13 protein-coding genes are annotated in these 19,158 nt (G+C 41.8%); 2 read left to right on the forward strand and 11 right to left on the reverse strand.

Annotated features, from left to right (window positions below):
- Nucleotides 1–301 precede the first annotated feature (301 nt).
- From R50345_RS20895 to R50345_RS20905, 3 genes are all read right to left on the reverse strand, one after another.
- Complete coding sequence (locus R50345_RS20895) at nucleotides 302–6,751, reverse strand: phosphodiester glycosidase family protein (RefSeq protein WP_042129780.1); 6,450 nt, start codon at nucleotides 6,749–6,751, stop codon at nucleotides 302–304.
- A 229-nt stretch (nucleotides 6,752–6,980) separates the two neighbouring features.
- Complete coding sequence (locus R50345_RS20900; RefSeq protein WP_052414676.1) at nucleotides 6,981–7,592, reverse strand: PfkB family carbohydrate kinase; 612 nt, start codon at nucleotides 7,590–7,592, stop codon at nucleotides 6,981–6,983.
- A gap of 132 nt (nucleotides 7,593–7,724) precedes the next feature.
- Nucleotides 7,725–8,636, reverse strand: a complete 912-nt coding sequence (locus tag R50345_RS20905; RefSeq protein ID WP_042129782.1) for a LysR family transcriptional regulator — start codon at nucleotides 8,634–8,636, stop codon at nucleotides 7,725–7,727.
- Between the two features lie 163 nt (nucleotides 8,637–8,799).
- On the opposite strand from R50345_RS20905, the gene R50345_RS20910 reads away from it, so the two are divergent.
- Nucleotides 8,800–9,549: an SDR family NAD(P)-dependent oxidoreductase gene (locus R50345_RS20910; protein WP_042129784.1), complete on the forward strand. Its 750-nt coding sequence runs from the start codon at nucleotides 8,800–8,802 to the stop codon at nucleotides 9,547–9,549.
- Nucleotides 9,550–9,607: 58 nt separating this feature from the next.
- On the opposite strand, the gene R50345_RS20915 is transcribed toward R50345_RS20910, so the two are convergent.
- Both R50345_RS20915 and R50345_RS20920 read right to left on the reverse strand, forming a co-directional pair.
- A complete protein-coding gene (locus R50345_RS20915; RefSeq protein WP_042129787.1) occupies nucleotides 9,608–9,898 on the reverse strand; it encodes a MazG nucleotide pyrophosphohydrolase domain-containing protein in 291 nt (96 codons plus the stop codon).
- A gap of 309 nt (nucleotides 9,899–10,207) precedes the next feature.
- Complete coding sequence (locus R50345_RS20920) at nucleotides 10,208–10,693, reverse strand: hypothetical protein (protein WP_042129788.1); 486 nt, start codon at nucleotides 10,691–10,693, stop codon at nucleotides 10,208–10,210.
- A gap of 310 nt (nucleotides 10,694–11,003) precedes the next feature.
- On the opposite strand from R50345_RS20920, the gene R50345_RS20925 reads away from it, so the two are divergent.
- Nucleotides 11,004–12,746, forward strand: coding sequence for an ABC-F family ATP-binding cassette domain-containing protein (locus R50345_RS20925; protein WP_042129790.1), 1,743 nt, complete (start codon nucleotides 11,004–11,006; stop codon nucleotides 12,744–12,746).
- 110 nt (nucleotides 12,747–12,856) lie between these two features.
- Here the strand turns inward: R50345_RS20925 and R50345_RS20930 are convergent, their stop codons facing one another.
- From R50345_RS20930 to R50345_RS20955, 6 genes are all read right to left on the reverse strand, one after another.
- Nucleotides 12,857–13,450 (reverse strand): hypothetical protein, encoded by a 594-nt coding sequence (locus tag R50345_RS20930; protein WP_042129793.1) that lies wholly within the window; start codon nucleotides 13,448–13,450, stop codon nucleotides 12,857–12,859.
- A gap of 513 nt (nucleotides 13,451–13,963) precedes the next feature.
- Nucleotides 13,964–14,779, reverse strand: a complete 816-nt coding sequence (gene spo0A, locus R50345_RS20935; protein WP_042129795.1) for a sporulation transcription factor Spo0A — start codon at nucleotides 14,777–14,779, stop codon at nucleotides 13,964–13,966.
- A gap of 199 nt (nucleotides 14,780–14,978) precedes the next feature.
- Nucleotides 14,979–16,091: a SpoIVB peptidase gene (gene spoIVB, locus R50345_RS20940; RefSeq protein ID WP_081954142.1), complete on the reverse strand. Its 1,113-nt coding sequence runs from the start codon at nucleotides 16,089–16,091 to the stop codon at nucleotides 14,979–14,981.
- Between the two features lie 138 nt (nucleotides 16,092–16,229).
- A complete protein-coding gene (gene recN / locus R50345_RS20945) occupies nucleotides 16,230–17,957 on the reverse strand; it encodes a DNA repair protein RecN (RefSeq protein WP_042129799.1) in 1,728 nt (575 codons plus the stop codon).
- Nucleotides 17,958–18,020: 63 nt separating this feature from the next.
- Entirely contained in the window at nucleotides 18,021–18,470 is a 450-nt protein-coding gene (ahrC, locus tag R50345_RS20950; protein WP_042129801.1) for a transcriptional regulator AhrC/ArgR, read from the reverse strand.
- A gap of 148 nt (nucleotides 18,471–18,618) precedes the next feature.
- On the reverse strand, nucleotides 18,619–18,984 hold the full coding sequence (locus R50345_RS20955; protein ID WP_231573852.1) for a hypothetical protein: 366 nt from the start codon (nucleotides 18,982–18,984) through the stop codon (nucleotides 18,619–18,621).
- Between the last annotated feature and the right edge of the window lie 174 nt (nucleotides 18,985–19,158).

The following is a 19,158-nucleotide window of genomic DNA, read 5'->3' on the forward strand; positions in this document are numbered from 1 at the left end:
TTCCCACTATTCAAGAACCAATATAACCCTCTTGTCACAAAAACAGGATAAGAATAGGCGTTCGTCTTCCAGGTTTTGGATTGTGTTCTCGGGTTGGAAAATCAAACGTATCTGACTGTTGAGACCTAATAATCTGATTTCTGCTTTTTCGCTCACTTGTCGGACTCAGATGCAGCTATTCATTAAAATATACGGCGAGCCGGTTCAAAAATATGACAATAAGAACTGTGGAGTCCGAAAACTAAAAAAAAATGGACCAAAAAACAGCCAGTCCCCAATTTTCTGAGACTGGCCAAAATCATTACTCCATAACATTCAACAAGTTGATGATCATCTGTGCACTTTCGGCACGAGTGCCATTTTGTTTCGGAGCAAATTGCCCTTCCCCACGTCCTTGCATCAATCCAAGTCTGAGCACCTCCCTGATAGCCTCTTGAGCCCATTTCGGAGTAGCAGCAATATCTTTAAATGCCATACCGTAAATACTATCGACAGCTACTGTTTTCTTGGCGTAAGCATATGCACGAGCCAGCATCGCAGCCATCTCTTGACGAGAAATCTTAGCATCTGGTTCAAACTGTAAAGAATTCTGGCCAGTAACAATTCCAGCTTGTCTCGCTAAGCCTACGGCTTCGGCATACCATTTGTCCGAAGCTACATCGGCGAATACGGCTTCCGTTTGACCTTTCAGCCCAAGTACGCGAACTAGCATCGCAGTAAATTCAGCACGTGTAACCGATCTGTTGGGATCGAAATGATCCGCTGTTACGCCCTGTACAAGCTGCTTAGCTGCGAGCTGTTTCACAGTAAGGAATGCCCAATGATCGGATTTCAGATCACTAAAATCCTTGTCGTATTCTAATAATGCATATTTACTAAAATGACTGATAGGAGCAACAATATAACCTTCCAACCAATTACTATTCATATACTCCAGATTACCAGCATCATCAATGTGATAAATTCCTAATAAACGTCGATCTACATTCGCGTCAACCTTAAATGAAATCGTGATCGGCTCTGCAAACTGACTTAACCTGAAGCTCTTTCCTTGTTCAGTTATCATGCTAAGCGACCATTCCCGCATATCACTTATCACTCTCAATTGTGCACCCGCAAGTGTTTCCGCACGATTAATCAGTTCCGCTGCTGCATCGCTAGCTACTGAATTCAATTGAAGTGAAATCTTACTTTCGGCAGTGATTCCAGCAGGGTTCAGCTTACTTAGATCCGCCAATACCCTCACAGGGATAATAACCGTCAATTCCTTCGTAACCACTCTGAGGGATGCACTACCAAGTAGTTCAACTGCATTCCCTGGCAAAAGTATTCCCGTTACCACTTCGTCAATGGAAACCACAACTTCACCTTGTGCATTCTTGTTCGCTGACAACTGAGATTCTGTTATCGTTACAACTCCCACTTGTGCAGATGCCGACGGTGTTGGTGAGGATGTAGGCGTTGGTGTCACCATAGGTCCCGGCACCCAGCCACCTGGCGTTGGTGTTGGTTCTGGTTCTGGTGTCGGTGTTGGTGTCGGTGTTGGTGTTGGTTCTGGTGTCGGTGTCGTCCCTGGTGAACCTTCTGTCACTGTCAATTCATATTCAGTACTTAACCCGTTATAAACAGCACTGACTTTTGTTGTACCGACAGTTAGAGCATGAAGTTCTCCTGTCTCACTAATCATGGCAACGTCATGATCGGAAGTATCATATTTTACGCCTTCGATCAATTTTAGCGTGCTGCCATCACTGTACACAGCCTGAACGACAACAGAGCCTTTACTACCCAGCTCCAACGAATCCGGCCCTTTAATCGCGATTCCTGTTAGCTCAGAAGCCACATCAGTTGTTACGACAAGGTTGTACTCCGAGGAGAACTCTCTATAGGTAACTGCAATTACTGTTGTACCTTCCTTATAAGTCTGAATCAAGCCCTGATCGTTGATTGTAGCAACATTCTTATTTGAGCTGGAATAATGAAGTCCATCTAATATCGGAATACGTTTACCTGACGCATAAACGGCTTCGGTTACCGTCTGATCAGCTTCTTCCAGTTTAAGCTCTCTTTTGCCCTGAAGCTTAATAGATTGCAGAACATCTACGTTTATCGTACTCTCCGCATAAATATTCGGGTGACCTTCCACTGCAACTCTTACCTTAGCCATACCTGGCTTCAATGCTGTGACGAGGCCGCTCTCATTTACAGTGACCACTGATTCAGTGGTGTCAGAAACGATGGACCAAATCTTTTTTAGATGATTAGCCTGTGCTGGTTGAACCTTAGCTTGCAGTTGAATGCTAGCACCAGGTTCAAGCTCTACAGTGGTTTGATCCAGCGCAATAGATTCTAGAACAAATTTCCCGATTATTAGACGGTCAATTTCCATACCATCAACCGTTCTTGCAGTAACCGTAATCTCATTCTCGGCAATCTCAACAGCGGTATAAATTTGTTCATCTTCATCATATATTTTTTCCTGCCAAAAACGTGGCGTCAACGCATAGAACTTAGGACCCGAGGAACCTCCGATCACATATCGAGTACCTTCGCCTTCCGCTACCTGCTTACCATCCTTCATCGGAAAAGTTCGTAAGTAAATATGATCATGGCCATTCATAACAAGATCCACATTATGCTTATCAAACACTGGTACCCACTTTGCCTGCACCTGCTCATTGGAGTAGATGCTGCCGTAGGGACCTTGATGGAAGAAGATCACCTTCCACTTTTTATCTGTAGCTGAAAGATCCTGATCCAGCCACTCTGCCTGTTCTGCAAACGGACTACCTGAATGTTCTGTATTCATGACCACAAAGTGAGTATCCTTCACATCAAAGGAATAGTTCGTACCTTTCACACTCGCTGTTCCATTTTGCGGATTATTGAATTGTGCTAGGTAATCCCCGTCTCCATTCGTTCCCATCACTTCATGGTTCCCGATAATCGGGACAAGTGTGGTATTCAGGAGCTGTTGCTGCGCAGCATCGAACCACCAATTCCACTGCTCTTGTTCAAATCCTTTATCCACCATGTCACCTGCATGAACTAGCATCTCTGCATCTGGCATGTAGGCAAAAGCAGCCTGAATCGTATTTCCCCAAAGACCAAAACCTGCTTTCGAGTCAGCTTGGGAATCACCGATGAACAGGAATTTTGTAGAAGTGCTCTCCCCCCCGCTTGTAACGAAGGTTCCTTGCGCACTTACATCTAACTTGCCATCCCCCACACGATATACATATTCCGTTCCAGGAGTAAGCCCTACTGCCTCCGCTTTATGAACTCGCATTGTTCCGTCATTGTTAGTGTTGTAGATCGAACTGCTGCCGGTTATTTTTATTACATTCGCGGCTTGAAAGCTCGTAAACTCTGCTTTTTTCACAAGTTCAACTATAGTGTCCCTGGTTAACGGTTCGGTTTGCCAAGTGAACTGACGGGAGGTTGCTGCATCGAGTCCCATCGTAACATTCACATTCCGCGGAGCAGTTGTTCCGTCGTATGGAGCAACTCTGAATGTCATTACAGGACTATAGATATTCCCCTTCACTGTCTGTAATTTAAACGTTCCTTCTGCAGAAGTAACGGAAGCCGTCGAAAGTATTCCGTTTGCTCCTGAGACTGCTCCTTGTACCTCCACACCATCAATCAGTAGCGAAGCTCCCTCAACGCCATTTCCACTCAAATCCTTTACCGAAAAAGAAGCGTCAAAGCCTTTGGCTATATCGTAATGATTCCAAGTGAGCATTAACTGTGTCTTCACCACAGATTCAACAGCTGCCCCAACAAAAGAAATAGGGATTCCCGTACCCTCCGTAGAGGTTACAGAACCGGATGTATTCTCAATTACAAACAGTTTACTGATGTCTCCAGCCAACTGTTCTTGTGTATAGGGACCCAAATAATCATTTCGAACTGTGTATTGAACCTGGCCAATGAGATCTTTATCACCAAGATTAGAGCTATTTATGTCGCTTAAGGTAAGGCGTACAGTTCCCAGTACCGGATCAATAATTGATGCCATTTGAGCTTCCGTTACCTTACTCCCCCGAATCACCTGCAAATCTTTAACTGCAGCAGGATTAAAAGCAAACGTAAGATTTCCTTCCTTCAGCTTGTTAGCCTTCTCCGCGGTTACATCCAAAGTGTATGTGCTGCCGGCGTATACTACTTCTGGCGTTTTGTATACATAGAATGGTGATCCTAGATTCACAGTAAAATACCATTCTTTTATCGTCTGATTACCGCTCATATCTCGAATAGCTACTTTTACTTTATGTCTACCTTCAGTTAGCGGAATCTTAGGTTTATAAGTAATTTGTCCCTTTGGTGGATAAAATCCATGCTCTACTAATTGATCATCTACAAAAACCCGAGTCTTTGCAGGATCAATTAAGGTCGTTCCTGGATGGGCTACAGGATCATAACCATCATCCTCACCATTGATAGAAAGGGTTGGCGTAGCTGTTTTTACAATTTCGTTCACACCAGGATAAGCATCTTTAAGGACTGGAGGTGTTCTATCTTCCTCTAGCGGACCATAAATGGCGCGAATATCATCTACGTAAATAGCACCTTCGCTCTTATTAAGATTACTGGTCTCCATATAGCGAACAGGCATATCCATCGTTAAAGGTGTGGCTTTTCCCTTGGGAACGGAGACTTCAACGTATTTCCATCCGGTCCAGTTCACACCGTTCACCTGATCCGTAAAATCCACAGGCACGGCTGCATTATTGCCATCACGAATCTGTCCTCGCAGCCAGTGCTTTTTGCCATCTCCATAAATCCACATACTGATTTTCTCAGGATAACCCGGAATTTGAATTCGATTTTCGGTTGAACTCGCAGCTACATATGCTCCAGATGTACCTGTCTTCCCCACAAAATCATATTCCAGCTTCAAGGCTTTATCCCCACTGCGGACAAAATCCTGATCTGTTACTTCAAGAAGCTTCACACTGTTGGCAGCTGCGCTGGAAGCTACATATTTATTGATTCCACTCTCAAAATCCTCCAGCATTACTGGCGGTAATCCAACATTAACTTCAAATGATGTCTCTACATTGCCGTATTTAGCGATAATCTTACCATTCTTTCCGTTCTCGCTCGTCGCTTGAAACAGACCATTCTTGTCCACTGTCCCTATCTCGCCTTCAACTCGCCACTCGAAGCTATGATTATCTGCTTGAATAACCTGTCCATTCCGAAGAGCTTTTATGGTCAATGGTGCAGTAGCACCTGAAGAATACGTTTTGATTACATCAGGAAATTTAAGCTCTGTGAGCTTATCCACCACTTCGATTTCGCCGCTGCCATTGACCGCACCAGCTTCTACAGTCACCTTTCCGGTTCCGGCGGAGGTTCCTGCTGTTAAGACTCCATTTCCGTCAATGGTTCCAAGACCGTCATCCACCTGCCAATTCACCGTTCCTGAATACGGAGCTGGATGTCCATTCTCATCCACGCCTGCGGTTTTGAATGCAAAGGTTGAGCCTTGCAAAATACGTTCCGTATTCGGCTGCACAACCAGCTTAGAAGCTGCAGATTGCTCAGGAGCTGTGTTGACGATAAGCAAACCGTTGCCGGTTTTTCGTTCGTAGCCATCCGAGCCCTGGTTCATCATTTTAACGCCGGTAGTACCTGGCATTCTAGCAACAAAGGTAGACGAACCGCCACCATCTAGATTCATGGCGTTAATAACGCCCATATCTTTCATTATTTTTCCCAGTTCATCGGTATCTACGCCTTCACTAAAGCCCGGTGATCTTCCATCTACTTCGAAAAGAACGATGCTTCCATCCGCTTTTGTACCAATGGCAGTACGTGGATGAATACCTAAAGGCCCTACACCTTGTTGAACTACTCCGTCCTTCACCAGCGGTCCTTCACCGCCAATAGCTACCTTGACTTCATTCCATTCTCCACTTAGCGCAAAGCTTGCAGTAACACTATCACCAACCGATAACCCCTGCAAAAGGGCACGAGACGTCCCATTAGCAGACAAAACCACCTTTCCTTGGGAAAGCGGCGTATTGCCTTGATTGTTACGGATTTCAGACACCTTCAGCTTCAAGGTCTGACCGCTTTTCACTTCTCCTTCGACAATATCTAGAACAACCTCGTCACCCTCATTGGTCGACTTTGTAGTTGTATTATAATTTTCCGTATAGAGAACCAGCTCATTTGTATTTCGATAACGGTTGATACTGGTTAAATTAGTCGTTTTTCCGTTTATCGTAATGTTTTTAGTTAACTTCGGCACACCATAAATCGAGCTGCCGTCTTCTTTTAAACCGAAGGTAAAAGCTGAGATCGAACTGTTCAGAATCACACCCTCATCCATAAACAATCCGTTAGGAACACCCGTGGCAAAACCGGAGATTTCATAAAAATCACCATTAACCCCTGCTATTACACGGTTTCCAGGCGCATCCGCATATGATGCCATTTCCGTTACACCCTTCATGCCATAAACCTTTCCATCCTTCGTGCCCGCCCGCAGCTCTAAGTTAGCATTTTGCGGGTTAAACTCGACAGCATGAACCTTTTGCAAACCGCGTTCATTTTGAAGATCCATCCAGGTATACATCGCCCCAGGTGCCAGCTCCGTCTTACGAACATCAATAACAGTACCATATTCTGTAGCAGGTAAATCAGAAATGGAAGCGCGAACAAATGCCCCCGGCTGCAACAACGAAATCAACAAAACAAAAATAACTACCACATTAATTTGCCTTAAATACCTTCTCACTGTGTTGACATCCTCCCCACTTGGCTGTCCTAATGACGATCTGAGCTTGGACAACATCATAGGGTTTATATTAACTAGGAAGTGTAAAGGTTAAATAAAATTTACCAAGGCATACTGTTAACTTCTTCTAATCCATTCATCAAATTCATGTTTCAGCTTGTCCCTGCTGGACACAAATAAAAAACCATCAAGCGGCCAGCGCTTGATGGTTTCTAATCGGTACCCAAAATTATTGATTCCAATTCGTTACTTCCTCATAAGTAGGTAATGCAGCAATAGCGCCTACCTTCGTACACACGATAGCACCCACTTGATTAACAAAATGAATTATGTCTTGCCAAACCGCAAAGGTAAGACTCCCAATTGCTTGATGTGTCAGTCGCGAAAGCTGTAACAACACTTTAACAAAATCAGCCGCTGAGATCCCCTTCTTAGCTAACCTGATAAACGCTTCCGTTCTGTCGCCCCATAAACTGCCTCTATAGTTAGGGTCAAAGGAAACGAACTGGCCAGCTTGGCGTGCTTTGCCCATAAGTTCAAAATAAGCTTCAAGATAAGTTCCACCTAACATCGCTGTTGCTGAACCAAAATGAACAACGGCTGCTTCATTCAGCTTATGAAGAGGTACATCTTGCAATCCAAAATTACCATCCGCGCCACGACTAAACACAAAATCCCGTTCTCCATCTTTTTGTAAAGATACATAAGCCATCGTCGTTAGTACTGAGGAATCTCTCACGATCAAATCCGTATTCACTTTAACTTCACGCAAAGTCTGAATTAAGAATTCACCGAATGGATCATTTCCCACTTTGTCAGCAAAGGCAATTTTAGATTTCATAATCATTCCCCTGACTAAACATCCTGTAATGCTTTGTATTCATATTTTAGAATGGTTACTGATGTTTGTAATCTTTTCGGGGCGCTCCATCCTCTCCTAATTCAAGCTCTCCAACATTGGAGAAATGAACGTTCAACCTCTTCTGATTCCTTCCTCAAACTCATGCTTAAGCCTGTTGATAAATCTTCGGACCGTTTTTGAGCCTTGTTTAGAAGCTGAAACAATAGAACCTGGAGTATGCTGATCTGAAGATCGCAGCTCGATCGTCTTCATAATCTTCTGAGAATCCTCAAATGTTTTTATAAAAGAATAATCCATACCGATCGTAATCGCGAGTCCTGCCGCAACTGCATTCTCAATGGCTCGGGTATTATTGCTTATAAAAAGGATATTCATCGGCCCAGCCTTCAGTAAATATCGCTCCACAAAGTCCTGTATGTAATGATCATCGTATATAACCAATGTCTGACCTGCTAACTGTTCAGGGGTAATCATTGTATTTAAAGCTAATGGTGAATGAGGATGTACGCCTACAACAATCTTTCCTTCCATTAATTTCTCAAATACGACCCCTTTATGTTGATCTGATAAGCCCTCCGGCGAGACCATCAGTCCGATATCCACTTCATCCTGAAGCACATTATCCAAAATCTCTTTAGGTCCCTTTTCAAAAATCTCTATTTTCACATTTGGAAAATCCATCTTAAAACCAGAAATAACCTTCACTATTATATGCATAGGTCCCGGAATTGCAGCAATCTTCAAATGACCGCTTAACGTATCACTGTAAATCTGTGCTTCAGCTTTTAATTCATTAACTTTCATTAGGACTTCATTTGCTTTGCTGATTATGGCCTGTCCTTCTGCTGTGGGAACTGCTTTTTGGCCTCGCGAACGAATGAACAAAGTAACTCCCAGCTCCGCTTCTAACAGTGTTATAGATTGGCTTATCGCAGACAGGGTGATATGACGATTCTGAGCGGCTTTTGTTAGTGAACCAATCTTTGCGACTTCTACGATATTCTCGCATTGCTCTAAATTCATTTGAATCACTCCCTAACTTAATATTTACTTAATACCTATTAAATTTACTTAAATTTTAATTAATTTGGACTAGTGTTACAATATAAATAAGTTAGTAAATAACCTTTTCACCATATGAACCTATATTTCTAGTATAACTATATTTCTCGAGGAGGAATCACAAATGACAGACAAAAGAGTAGCCGTAATAACAGGTGGAGCCAGTGGAATCGGGAAACAAACCGCTATTAAATTCGCAAGTAAAGGTGACCAAATGGTCGTTGCCGATTTCAATCAACAATTAGGTGAAGAAACAGTAGCACAGATCATCAAGGATGGTGGCGAAGCGATTTTCGTCAAAACCGATGTTTCAAAATATGAAGAGGTTGAAGCACTGGTTGAAAAGACCGTTACCACTTATGGAAGAATTGACGTCATGTTCAACAATGCCGGAATCGGCCGCGTCACTCCTGTACTAGACCAAGACCTTAAGGATTATCATAGTGTTATTAATGTCAATCAGCACGGTGTTGCCCACGGTATTATTGCGGCAGGTAAAAAAATGCGTGAACTCGGCATCAAAGGTGTCATCATCAATACTGCCTCTGTATTTGGATTCCTGGCTTCCCCAGGTACATTCGCTTATCACGCTTCCAAAGGTGCGGTCATAATGATGACCAAATCGGCAGCACTTGAAATGTCCGTTCACGGTATCCGCGTACTCGCCGTTGCTCCAGGTGCTGTAGATACCCCAATTATCCAAGGATATAAAGACCAAGGAATGGTCGATGAGATGAAGAGCAAAGTCATGGGTAACAAATTAACGCTACCTGAACAAGTTGCTGATACCGTCTACTTGCTCTCCTTGCCAGAAGCTAGCGCAATTAACGGTAGTGTTGTTATGGCGGATGAAGGTTATGCTTCATTTAAATAAAAATGATAAATAAAAAATCCAAGGCTCCCCGCGCGGGATGTCCTTGGATTTTTTTATGCTACTCCCATGTTCTTTGTTCATTAATTTCCAGCTTACGTTTAAATGCCTGATCCAAATCAATATCCAGCTTATTGGCCAGATCAAAAATATTCCACACCACGTCGTACATCTCAAATCCCAAGTTTTCTTTCTTCTCTGCACCGGGGTCGAAGGATACGGATAACACCTCTTTGGACAATTCCCCCACCTCAGTCATTAAGTACAGCATTCTCTGCTCAATGGAGCTCGTGTCAAAACCTTTGGTTTCACTGAACTTCTTCACATACTGTTGAAACTCAGATGTATTCATTTCGTTACGCCTCGCTTTTAGGGTATAAAGTTATGTAGTTTATAAAAACGATGTCATGCGATTAGCCTAGCTCATTCCTTTATTATTATCCATTTGTTCGAAGAAAACAAACTCTCCGTCATTACAAAAAAACGATTCTTCAGATCATTGAAGAATCGCTAAGAAAATTTATTTACTTGCTACTGTTTCAGCCACTATCTACGCCTATGTCGGACATTTCACTGGGCGTTAATCCGCAAGTGCACGGCCAATTTCATCGTCGAACGTGCCGCATCAGTAACGGCGGGACTCTTCATCATTATTCATTTATTATTCGCCGAGCTGCTCCTTGAGCTGCGCAATTTCTGTTTCCATGAAGGCAACACGTTTATTCAACTCGGCGATATAGTTTCTTTGAGCCTCTTGGTCTGCTGCGCTTGTTAGGTCGGCCGCAGTAGTTTCCGCCAGTTGGATGGCTTCTTTGAGAACTTGAACGCTTGATTCTGCCCCTGCTAATCTTTCCCGGAGTTTAGCCGCTGCAATACTTGCTTTCAGCGCCTTCTCAGTCTCCTTACTCTCCAATATTATCGTCTTTCCTTCAACCGTCAACCCTACTCCCGTCGCTTCGGACATCGTGCGCACAGGTACGTAGGCCGAGTTATTTACTACAATTGCATCTGCAATCTTCTTTCCGGCTTGTTTTATAGTATACATTCCGGAAACTTTAGCGCCAATTAAAGACGAGCTTGCTGAGAATCCTATTGAACCACCAAGTAACAGCGCCGCTGCTACAATCCCTACTATTTTCTTCTTCATATCTACGAACCTCCTGAGCTTATCATTCTTCCAATTATAACCAATATATTCGTAACATGAAAGATATACTAAGAGACTCTGCCACAGCCAACTCAACTACTGGCCATATGTAATCTAGCTATAAAACGCCATCTGGACAGGCGTGATCCAATTGTTCTAAGTTGGATTTTTCGATTTCACGAACAACTTTAATTCGAAATGATTGATGTTAGCTGTAAACAGTGTTACTCTATCAACGGTAAACTCAAAATTTATGATCTTCAATCCTTCTATTCATATTTACTAATTCTGTATAAAGAAAGGTAATACTATGATAAAAGTTGATAACTTATCCTTCTCATTTCCGCAAAAAGAACTATATAAAAACATTACATTTACGCTTGAAGAGGCACAACATTGCGCTTTTATAGGAACAAGTGGCAGTGGTAAAAGTACACTGATCGATATACTGATGGATCCAGAAAAATATTTGTTCGAAGGCAAGTTAGAAATTGACCCAACCTGCAAAATTGGATATGTAAGTCAGTTCTCACAAGTAGACAGAAGTAAAGAAACAACCGTTTTTGAATATATAGGAGAAGAATTTATTAAGATACAAAATGAAATAACAACTATTCTCTCTGAAATGGAAACATCATCAGATATTGATTCATTACTCGAAAAGTATCAATTAGCTCTAGATGCCTTTGATTTAATGGATGGAAATGATTTTGAAAGCAATATTAATAAGAAACTAAATTTAGCCAACCTTTTGAAGCTAAAAGATGCTAAGGTATCCGACCTAAGCGGTGGGGAATTCAAGCTTATTCAAGTGATGAAGGAAATGCTGACTCGTCCAGACTTAATGATTATGGATGAGCCCGATGTATTTTTAGATTTTGAAAACCTAAATGCACTTAAAAATCTTATTAATGCTCACAAAGGAATATTGTTAGTTGTTACGCATAACCGTTATCTATTGAATCATTGTTTTAACAAAATTATACACCTTGAAAACATGGAGATCCAAGAGTTCGATGGGCGATATATTGAGTATAACTTCTCATTACTTCAGACAAAAATTGAGCTACAAGAAATCGCAGTCGCTGAACAAGAAGAAATTGAGAGATACGATGACATTATTGATAATCTTAGAGCGATCGCAACCTATAATTCAGAAGCATCTAGAGGAAGAGCGTTAAAAGCTAGGGTTAAGTTTCAAGAAAGATTGGAAGCGCGAAAAATTAAAGCGCCATTCGTTGATATTAAGCAACCGGAAATCAGTTTTGGTGTGGACAATGAAATTGAAGAAGACATCACTGTTTTAAATGTGAATAATTATAGTGTTTCCTTTGATGAGTTGATTTTAGAAAATGTTAACTTTGAGATGAAACCTACAGATAAAGTAGCCCTTATCGGTCCAAACGGTACCGGGAAAACGACTTTACTTCGAGATATCTTTAAAAATAATCATGATTCAATTAAAATACATGATGATGTTAAAGTGGCTTATCTTTCTCAGCTTCAAGACGAAGTGCTAAAGGATTCTAATACCATACTAGAAGACTTCATCGATGCTGGGTTTGCAACTTATGACGAGATTAGAGCACATCTTTCAAACTATGGTTTTGAAGGAGAAATTCTTAATCAAAAGATAGAATCTTTATCTGGTGGCGAAAAAAACATACTGCAATTGGCAAAAGTTTCTGCTAGCAAAGCAAACTTATTGCTTCTTGATGAACCGACAAGTCATTTAGACACCTATACACAAATCGCACTGGAGAAAGCCATTGAAGATTATAAAGGTGCGATTCTCATGATTTCTCATGATTTCTATTCTGTAGTAAATGGCATGGATTATGTATTAATCATTGACGATAAGACGATTAGAAAAATGAGTATGCGAAAATTCAGAAAGATGATTTATGCCAGTCATTTTGATAAAGACTATTTAGAAAATGAACAAAATAAAAAAACAGTTGAAATGAAAATAGAATTAGCTTTAAAAGACAATAATTTTGAACTTGCAAAAGGTATGGTTGACGAGCTAGAAGAGCTGATTAAGCTGCTTTAAACTACAACCCTCTGGTGGGAAAATGTCTACAAAAAAGGCACTGATGAATAAGATCTCAGTGTCTTTTTGCTGCATTGATTTGATACGGGTATTTTCAGAATCCCATTCATTTAATCAGTAATTTTTTCAAGCTCAAAAATAGTTGCCTCTGATAACAAGATAAGCCTATCGTTATTAACAACAAAAAAACTTAAAGGTATTCCAAGGTTTGTAGAAGGGTCACTTATATTTATTACTTTTACTACATCATTTATATTTAAGTCTGGGATATCTATTTTATATAATCTATAAAAAGAGTCAGAGTTATAACATGTCGCTGTAATCTCATATAATGGTTTTTTTAGTTCATATTGATAAACACTATAGTTTTTAAGTCCTTTTGATGAAAAAAAGTCTTTTTTGATGATAATTTCATCTCCAATAAATTTTTGCCCTGTTGGATATTCAGAAGCATCATTATATGAATTTGCAAATCCTAAAAGCTTCTCAACTTTCCAAGTTCCATAGAAATCTTTTTCAGTTTCACTATCCAAATTTATACTTTCTTGAGCACAATATACGGATGTGTTTTTTGGAATAATAGACTCATCCGTTTCACGTTTAGGCTCATTAGAAGTATTTGGATTTGATGTCATTTCAACATTCCCATTAGCCGATGCTAACATCAACATTATCATAATACAAACCAATAATATCTTTTCCACATTTCACACTCCCACTATTTTTTCAAGTTCATATGTCTCCTTCTAAATTAAATATTTGTTTTATCAGATGCTAAATTGTTCCATTAGAATCTCTATAATCAACTCTATTGAAGAAAGTTAACTGTTCATACCTCGATGTATCAAACTGTCCAAGAACAAGTTTTAAGCTTTCTACACTGAGCTTTTTTTGATTTTCTGATAATTTTTGTTCTCGATTTTTTCAGAAGCATTCTTTGTTATTTCATTTTCAATACTATTACATCAGTGATTTTAATTGTGTTTGTAGATATACTACAACATAAAAATTATCAATCTGAAATTCATAGTCAGTCATAAACAAACACTCCTCCATTGGATTTACCGAACCCAATAAAGGAGTGAAATTTATACATATACAAATAAGAAATTGATTGGCTTTAAATTACCCAAAAAGAAGTTTGTAGGCAAAATTGTTTTAGCCTAAACACCTTCCAACAATTCAAAATCACTTACCACGCACTACCCCTAACCCTTTCAACTAACCTTATGCTCAATCCGCAGCTTGTCGGCTACCATGGCAATAAATTCCGAGTTAGTAGGCTTAGATTTGGAGATATTAATGGTGTAGCCGAATAAATGGCTGATGGAGTCGATGTTGCCACGGGTCCAAGCCACTTCAATCGCATGGCGAATCGCGCGTTCAACGCGTGAAGGGGTGGTCTTGAATTTCTCTGCAATGGCTGGATAGAGCGTTTTTGTAATCGCACCAAGGATCTCGATATTGTTATATACCATGGTGATCGCTTCGCGCAGGTACTGATAGCCCTTGATATGTGCTGGAACACCGATTTCATGGATGATCGAGGTAATGTTAGCATCAAGATTCTTGCCCTTCGTAAGCGGCACTACATTCGATCTGGACGTCGACGAATAGTTGTACATGTTAGAGGATGAGCTCATGCTGCCTTGGACCCCTACAAGCTGACGTACACGATTTGCCAGGACCTCCATATCGAACGGTTTCAAAATATAATAGGATGCACCAAGCTGTACAGCTCTTTGAGTGATGTTCTCCTGACCAAAAGCGGTCAGCATGATGATCTTCGGTTGAGGATTCAGATCCATATCACGCAGACGTTCCAAGACACCCAGACCGTCTAAATGTGGCATGATGATATCAAGAATAAGGACATCGGGAACTTTGCGTGCTTCGCTGAGCATTTGAAGCACTTCTTCACCATTGTAGGCGATACCCGTTACCGTCATATCTTCTTGTTCAGAAATGTATTCGGAAAGCAAATTCGTAAACTCCCTGTTATCATCGGCCAACAACACTTCAATATTCTGCACTGGCTGCTTCCTCCTTAATTATATCTGCTATTCGAAAATAACATTTTTTTCTTGTCTCTTAACATTTTCGACATGGAGATTGAATTCCCTTCTGTCGAAAATTATTTTTCTTTATTTTTTTTCTGGCATGGATTATAATTAAATATTTTATTTCAAAGTTCGATGATCTTCGTAATCCTTCGACAAAAAAATCTTAAGGCTAAACCGCCTTAAGATTTAATGGATACCTATTCTCCTGTAGCGTTACACCAGAATCCTTAAGCATCCATTCGATGAAGCAGCCATATCCGGACTTAGGATCATTTACGAATACATGTGTTACTGCGCCGATGAGCCGTCCATTTTGAACGATTGGACTTCCGCTCATCCCTTGAACGATACCACCAGTCTTATCGATCAGTCGAGGATCTGTAATACGAATTACCATACCCTTTGTAGCTGGTGTCTGCTGATGTGCCACATGAATGATCTCAACATTAAACCGTTCCACCTGCTGTCCATCTACCACGGTTAGAATCTCAGCAGGCCCTTCCTTGACTTGATTACTCATCGCCACAGGAATAGGTTCTTTATAAAGACTATGCTCGGGATTACGATTCATTTTACCGAAGATACCAAAATCTGTATTACTCTCAACATTGCCAAGCACTTGGCTTTCTTTCAAGAAATGAGCTCGTTTCTCACCAGGATCGCCATCCTGGCTTTTAGAAATCGACGTTACACTGGACTGAACGATATGACCGCTGCCAACAACGATTGGTGTTCCTGTATTCATGTCCGTAATCACATGTCCTAAAGCTCCATAGACACCTTGTTTCGGGGCATAAAAAGTTAATGTGCCAACACCCGCTGCAGAATCTCGAATGTACAGGCCTAGCCTCCAGACTTTGTCATTAATATCATACGCGGGTTTGAGCTTGGCTGTATGCTCTTTCCCAGCGCGTTTAAAGACAATCGTCAGAGAATTATTCGCTTTTCCGGCGCGATCCACAAGCTTGGCCACCTTAGATAACTCGTCCAACTTCTCTCCATCAATGGAGATCATTAAGTCACCAGGTACCAAACCACTGATTTCACCTGGGGAAAGCTTAGATTTCTCGGATACTTCAATCAGATGATGTCCTACAACCAGAACACCTGCTGATTTCACTTTCACTCCGATCGTTTGACCTCCCGGGATCACCTTCAGTTCCGGTTTCATTCCTTGCGCAGTCACCTTGGCAGGCTCACTGTTCAATGGTGCGGCAAAACTTTGGTGGGTTCCCGTTATGCCCGATAAACTAAGAAAGAAGGCAAATAAAAGGCCTGGCATTAACTTCCTGAGGTTAGGCTTCAATGGCTGTCACGCTCCCTTTTGCTTCTTTCGCTTGACGAAAAAGGTGGTCGCCAATTGCGTACCTATAAGATAACCTTGCCCCCAGGCTTTTATTACTGTCAATCATTGTTCCGCTTAGCTTGTTGCAGCCTTACTGGCCTCAGCCAAATTGAGCATTTCCTGCGAATGGTGCAATGTTTTTTCGGTAATTTCCACCCCACCCAGCATTCGGGCCAGCTCCATTACACGTCCATCATTCGAGAGTGATTCCACTTCAGTCATGGTTCTTCCGTCCTCAACCTTTTTGCGGATTAAGTACTGATGATCAGCCATACAAGCCACCTGCGGTAAGTGCGTAATGGAGAACACCTGACAGGTGGAGGACAGCTTATACAGTTTATCTGCAATGGATTGAGCAGCTCGACCACTCACACCGGTATCCACCTCATCAAAAATCAGAACTGGAATTGCATCATGACGCGCAAAAATGCTCTTCATTGCCAACATAATACGCGACAACTCACCACCCGAGGCAATTTTGCCAAGAGGTCTTAACGGCTCGCCAGGGTTAGGGGAAATCATAAATTCCGCACTGTCGATCCCTTGTCTTGTGAGACGTATACGCCGACCCTTATATTCAACACCACGTGGGTCCTCCAGCGTATCTAATTTAACCTGTAGCGAGGTTCTTTCCATCTGAAGATCTTTAAGCTCACTTTCCACTTGCGTGGCCAAATCAGACGCACACAGCTTCCGTGCTTCACTTAATTCAGCAGCTGCTTCCATCAACACAGCTAATAATGCATCGCGTTTGGTCGTCAGCTTCTCCAGATATTCATCTTTATTCTCAAGCAGATCGGTTTCCCGATGGATTTGTTCATAATAAGCCAGAATCTGTTCTACACTATCTCCGTATTTACGGCGAAGTCCGGTGATTAAATCAAGACGGTTCTCGATTTCTTCGAGTCGCTGTGGGTTGAACTCAATCTCTTCGCGGTAATCACGAAGCTGAAATGCAGCATCCTCCAGTTGATAATAAGAGGACTGCAACTGCTCAAGCACGGATTTTAGACCCTTTTCATCGTAACGAACCGCATCCTCGAGCCTTGAAATGACATTACCGATGGATTCTAAGCCTTGTCTATCATAGAGGAGCTCATATGCACCGGATACGGAATCCATCATTTTCTCACTGTGGGATAGTTTGACCCGTTCTTCGGCAAGTAATTCATCTTCTCCCGGTTTTAATGCAGCAGATGAAATTTCTTCTAACTGAAAACGATATAAATCAAGCATTTGGTATGCCTTCTGACTGGATTCCTGCAGCTCTCGGAGCTCTTTCTCCACTTTTGCAAAGGCGGAATACTTTTCCTGATATACCGCTTTAAGCGGCCCGATTATAGGTTCTCCGTATGTATCCAGCAGTCCCAAATGTCGTTCTGCCTTCAATAAGTTTTGGTGTTCATGCTGTCCATGAATATTCACCAACTGCTCGCCAATTTCACGAAGCATCGTAAGATTGACCATTTGTCCGTTTACGCGTGATGTGCTTTTCCCCTGAGAGGTAAGCTCACGACGTATAATAAGATGCTCCTCACGCTGGGCCTCAATGCCAAGGCGCTCCAAAGTATCCCAGACGGGATGACCGCTGGGAAGGCTGAAGAGCGCTTCCATCTCTGCTTTTTCACAGCCGTAACGAATAGAATCCGCGGAACCGCGGCCTCCGGCAATCAGTCCAAGCGCATCAATAATAATGGATTTACCTGCCCCAGTCTCCCCTGTAAGCACATGGAAGCCAGGATAAAAATGCACATCTACCGCCTCAACGACGGCTAGATTGCGAATAGACAAGGTTTCTAACACTAATAGAGCACCTCCGAGAAGATGATAAGAATTTGATAGAATGATGTTAATACTTTTTACATTTTAAGAAGTGTAACCCATAATTTGTGAAATTACGGTCTTGCTGTCCTCAGGCTGGCGGCAAATAATAAGAATGGTATCATCACCAGAGATGGTCCCCATAATTTGTGGCCAGTCAATATTATCAATCAAAGCTGCCACTGAGTTAGCCGTCCCCGGTAAGCATTTCATCACCACAAGATTAGCCGATGAATCGATCTGTACAAAATTATCCACTAGAACTCGCTTCAGCTTCTGGATTGGATTGTACCGTTGATCGGTTGGAAGTGAATATTTGTATCTTCCATCATCCATAGGAACCTTAATAAGCAATAGCTCTTTAATATCCCGAGATACAGTCGCTTGAGTAACCTGGAAACCAGATTCACGCAGAGCTTCTACCAGCTCGTCCTGTGTCTCGATATCCTTTTGCGTAATAATCTCGCGTATCTTAATATGTCGTTGTCCCTTCATTGTTGCCTCCTAAAAGTTTTGTAAGCGACACTTCCAGATTAGCAGCGACAAAACTACTTCGGAAGCATGGACTTAGTTTTGTAAGCGATGCACCCTGAATAGCTTCGGCAAAACTACTTCGGAAGCATACACCTAGTTAAATATGGACTCAGTTTGATTCTCCGTCATCCCTGCCGAGCTTAATCACTTGAATAGATCCCGCAGCAACATTAACATACAGAACTCCGCTGCATTCCGGATAAATCAGTAAGTACGGAAGCAAGGTATCCCGTAAGCCACTTCCTGTGAAATCTAAAGGTTTGCGTGGTCTGGAAAGGATGACCAAATATATTGATCCTTCTTCCTTAGTCGCCACATAATCTATAAATAACCGGCTATACATCTGCGCCCCGTTTACGTTGAAGGACAACGGGATTTTGAGCTTCCCTCCAACGACCTCATACCCTTCATCCTCTAGTATGTCTATAGAAGGGTGCGGAATAATCACTTTATTAAACGGGATCTGATCCTTCATGAAAGAACGCGGAGAACTTTGCAGCCATATATATATCCGATAAATTATAAAAATCGATAATGCTACTCCAATAAACGCCATGACGACCTTGTCAGAGCTACCCGCCACTATCAATCACCTCGGTGATTTATTCGCGTGAAGCCTTGCTAATTCCTTCTTCTGCGCAGGCTTTTT

The sequence above is a fragment of the Paenibacillus sp. FSL R5-0345 genome (assembly GCF_000758585.1).
In the GTDB taxonomy this organism is placed as follows: Bacteria; Bacillota; Bacilli; order Paenibacillales; family Paenibacillaceae; genus Paenibacillus_AQ.

Excerpts from the sequence above, each read along its gene's own strand:
- R50345_RS20900 (WP_052414676.1), bottom strand. The coding sequence starts at position 7,592 with ATGAAATCTAAAATTGCCTTTGCTGACAAAGTGGGAAATGATCCATTC.
- R50345_RS20905 (WP_042129782.1), bottom strand. The coding sequence starts at position 8,636 with ATGAATTTAGAGCAATGCGAGAATATCGTAGAAGTCGCAAAGATTGGT.
- R50345_RS20910 (WP_042129784.1), top strand. The coding sequence starts at position 8,800 with ATGACAGACAAAAGAGTAGCCGTAATAACAGGTGGAGCCAGTGGAATC.
- R50345_RS20915 (WP_042129787.1), bottom strand. The coding sequence starts at position 9,898 with ATGAATACATCTGAGTTTCAACAGTATGTGAAGAAGTTCAGTGAAACC.
- R50345_RS20920 (WP_042129788.1), bottom strand. The coding sequence starts at position 10,693 with ATGAAGAAGAAAATAGTAGGGATTGTAGCAGCGGCGCTGTTACTTGGT.
- R50345_RS20925 (WP_042129790.1), top strand. The coding sequence starts at position 11,004 with ATGATAAAAGTTGATAACTTATCCTTCTCATTTCCGCAAAAAGAACTA.
- spoIVB (WP_081954142.1), bottom strand. The coding sequence starts at position 16,091 with ATGCCAGGCCTTTTATTTGCCTTCTTTCTTAGTTTATCGGGCATAACG.
- ahrC (WP_042129801.1), bottom strand. The coding sequence starts at position 18,470 with ATGAAGGGACAACGACATATTAAGATACGCGAGATTATTACGCAAAAG.
- R50345_RS20955 (WP_231573852.1), bottom strand. The coding sequence starts at position 18,984 with ATGAAGGATCAGATCCCGTTTAATAAAGTGATTATTCCGCACCCTTCT.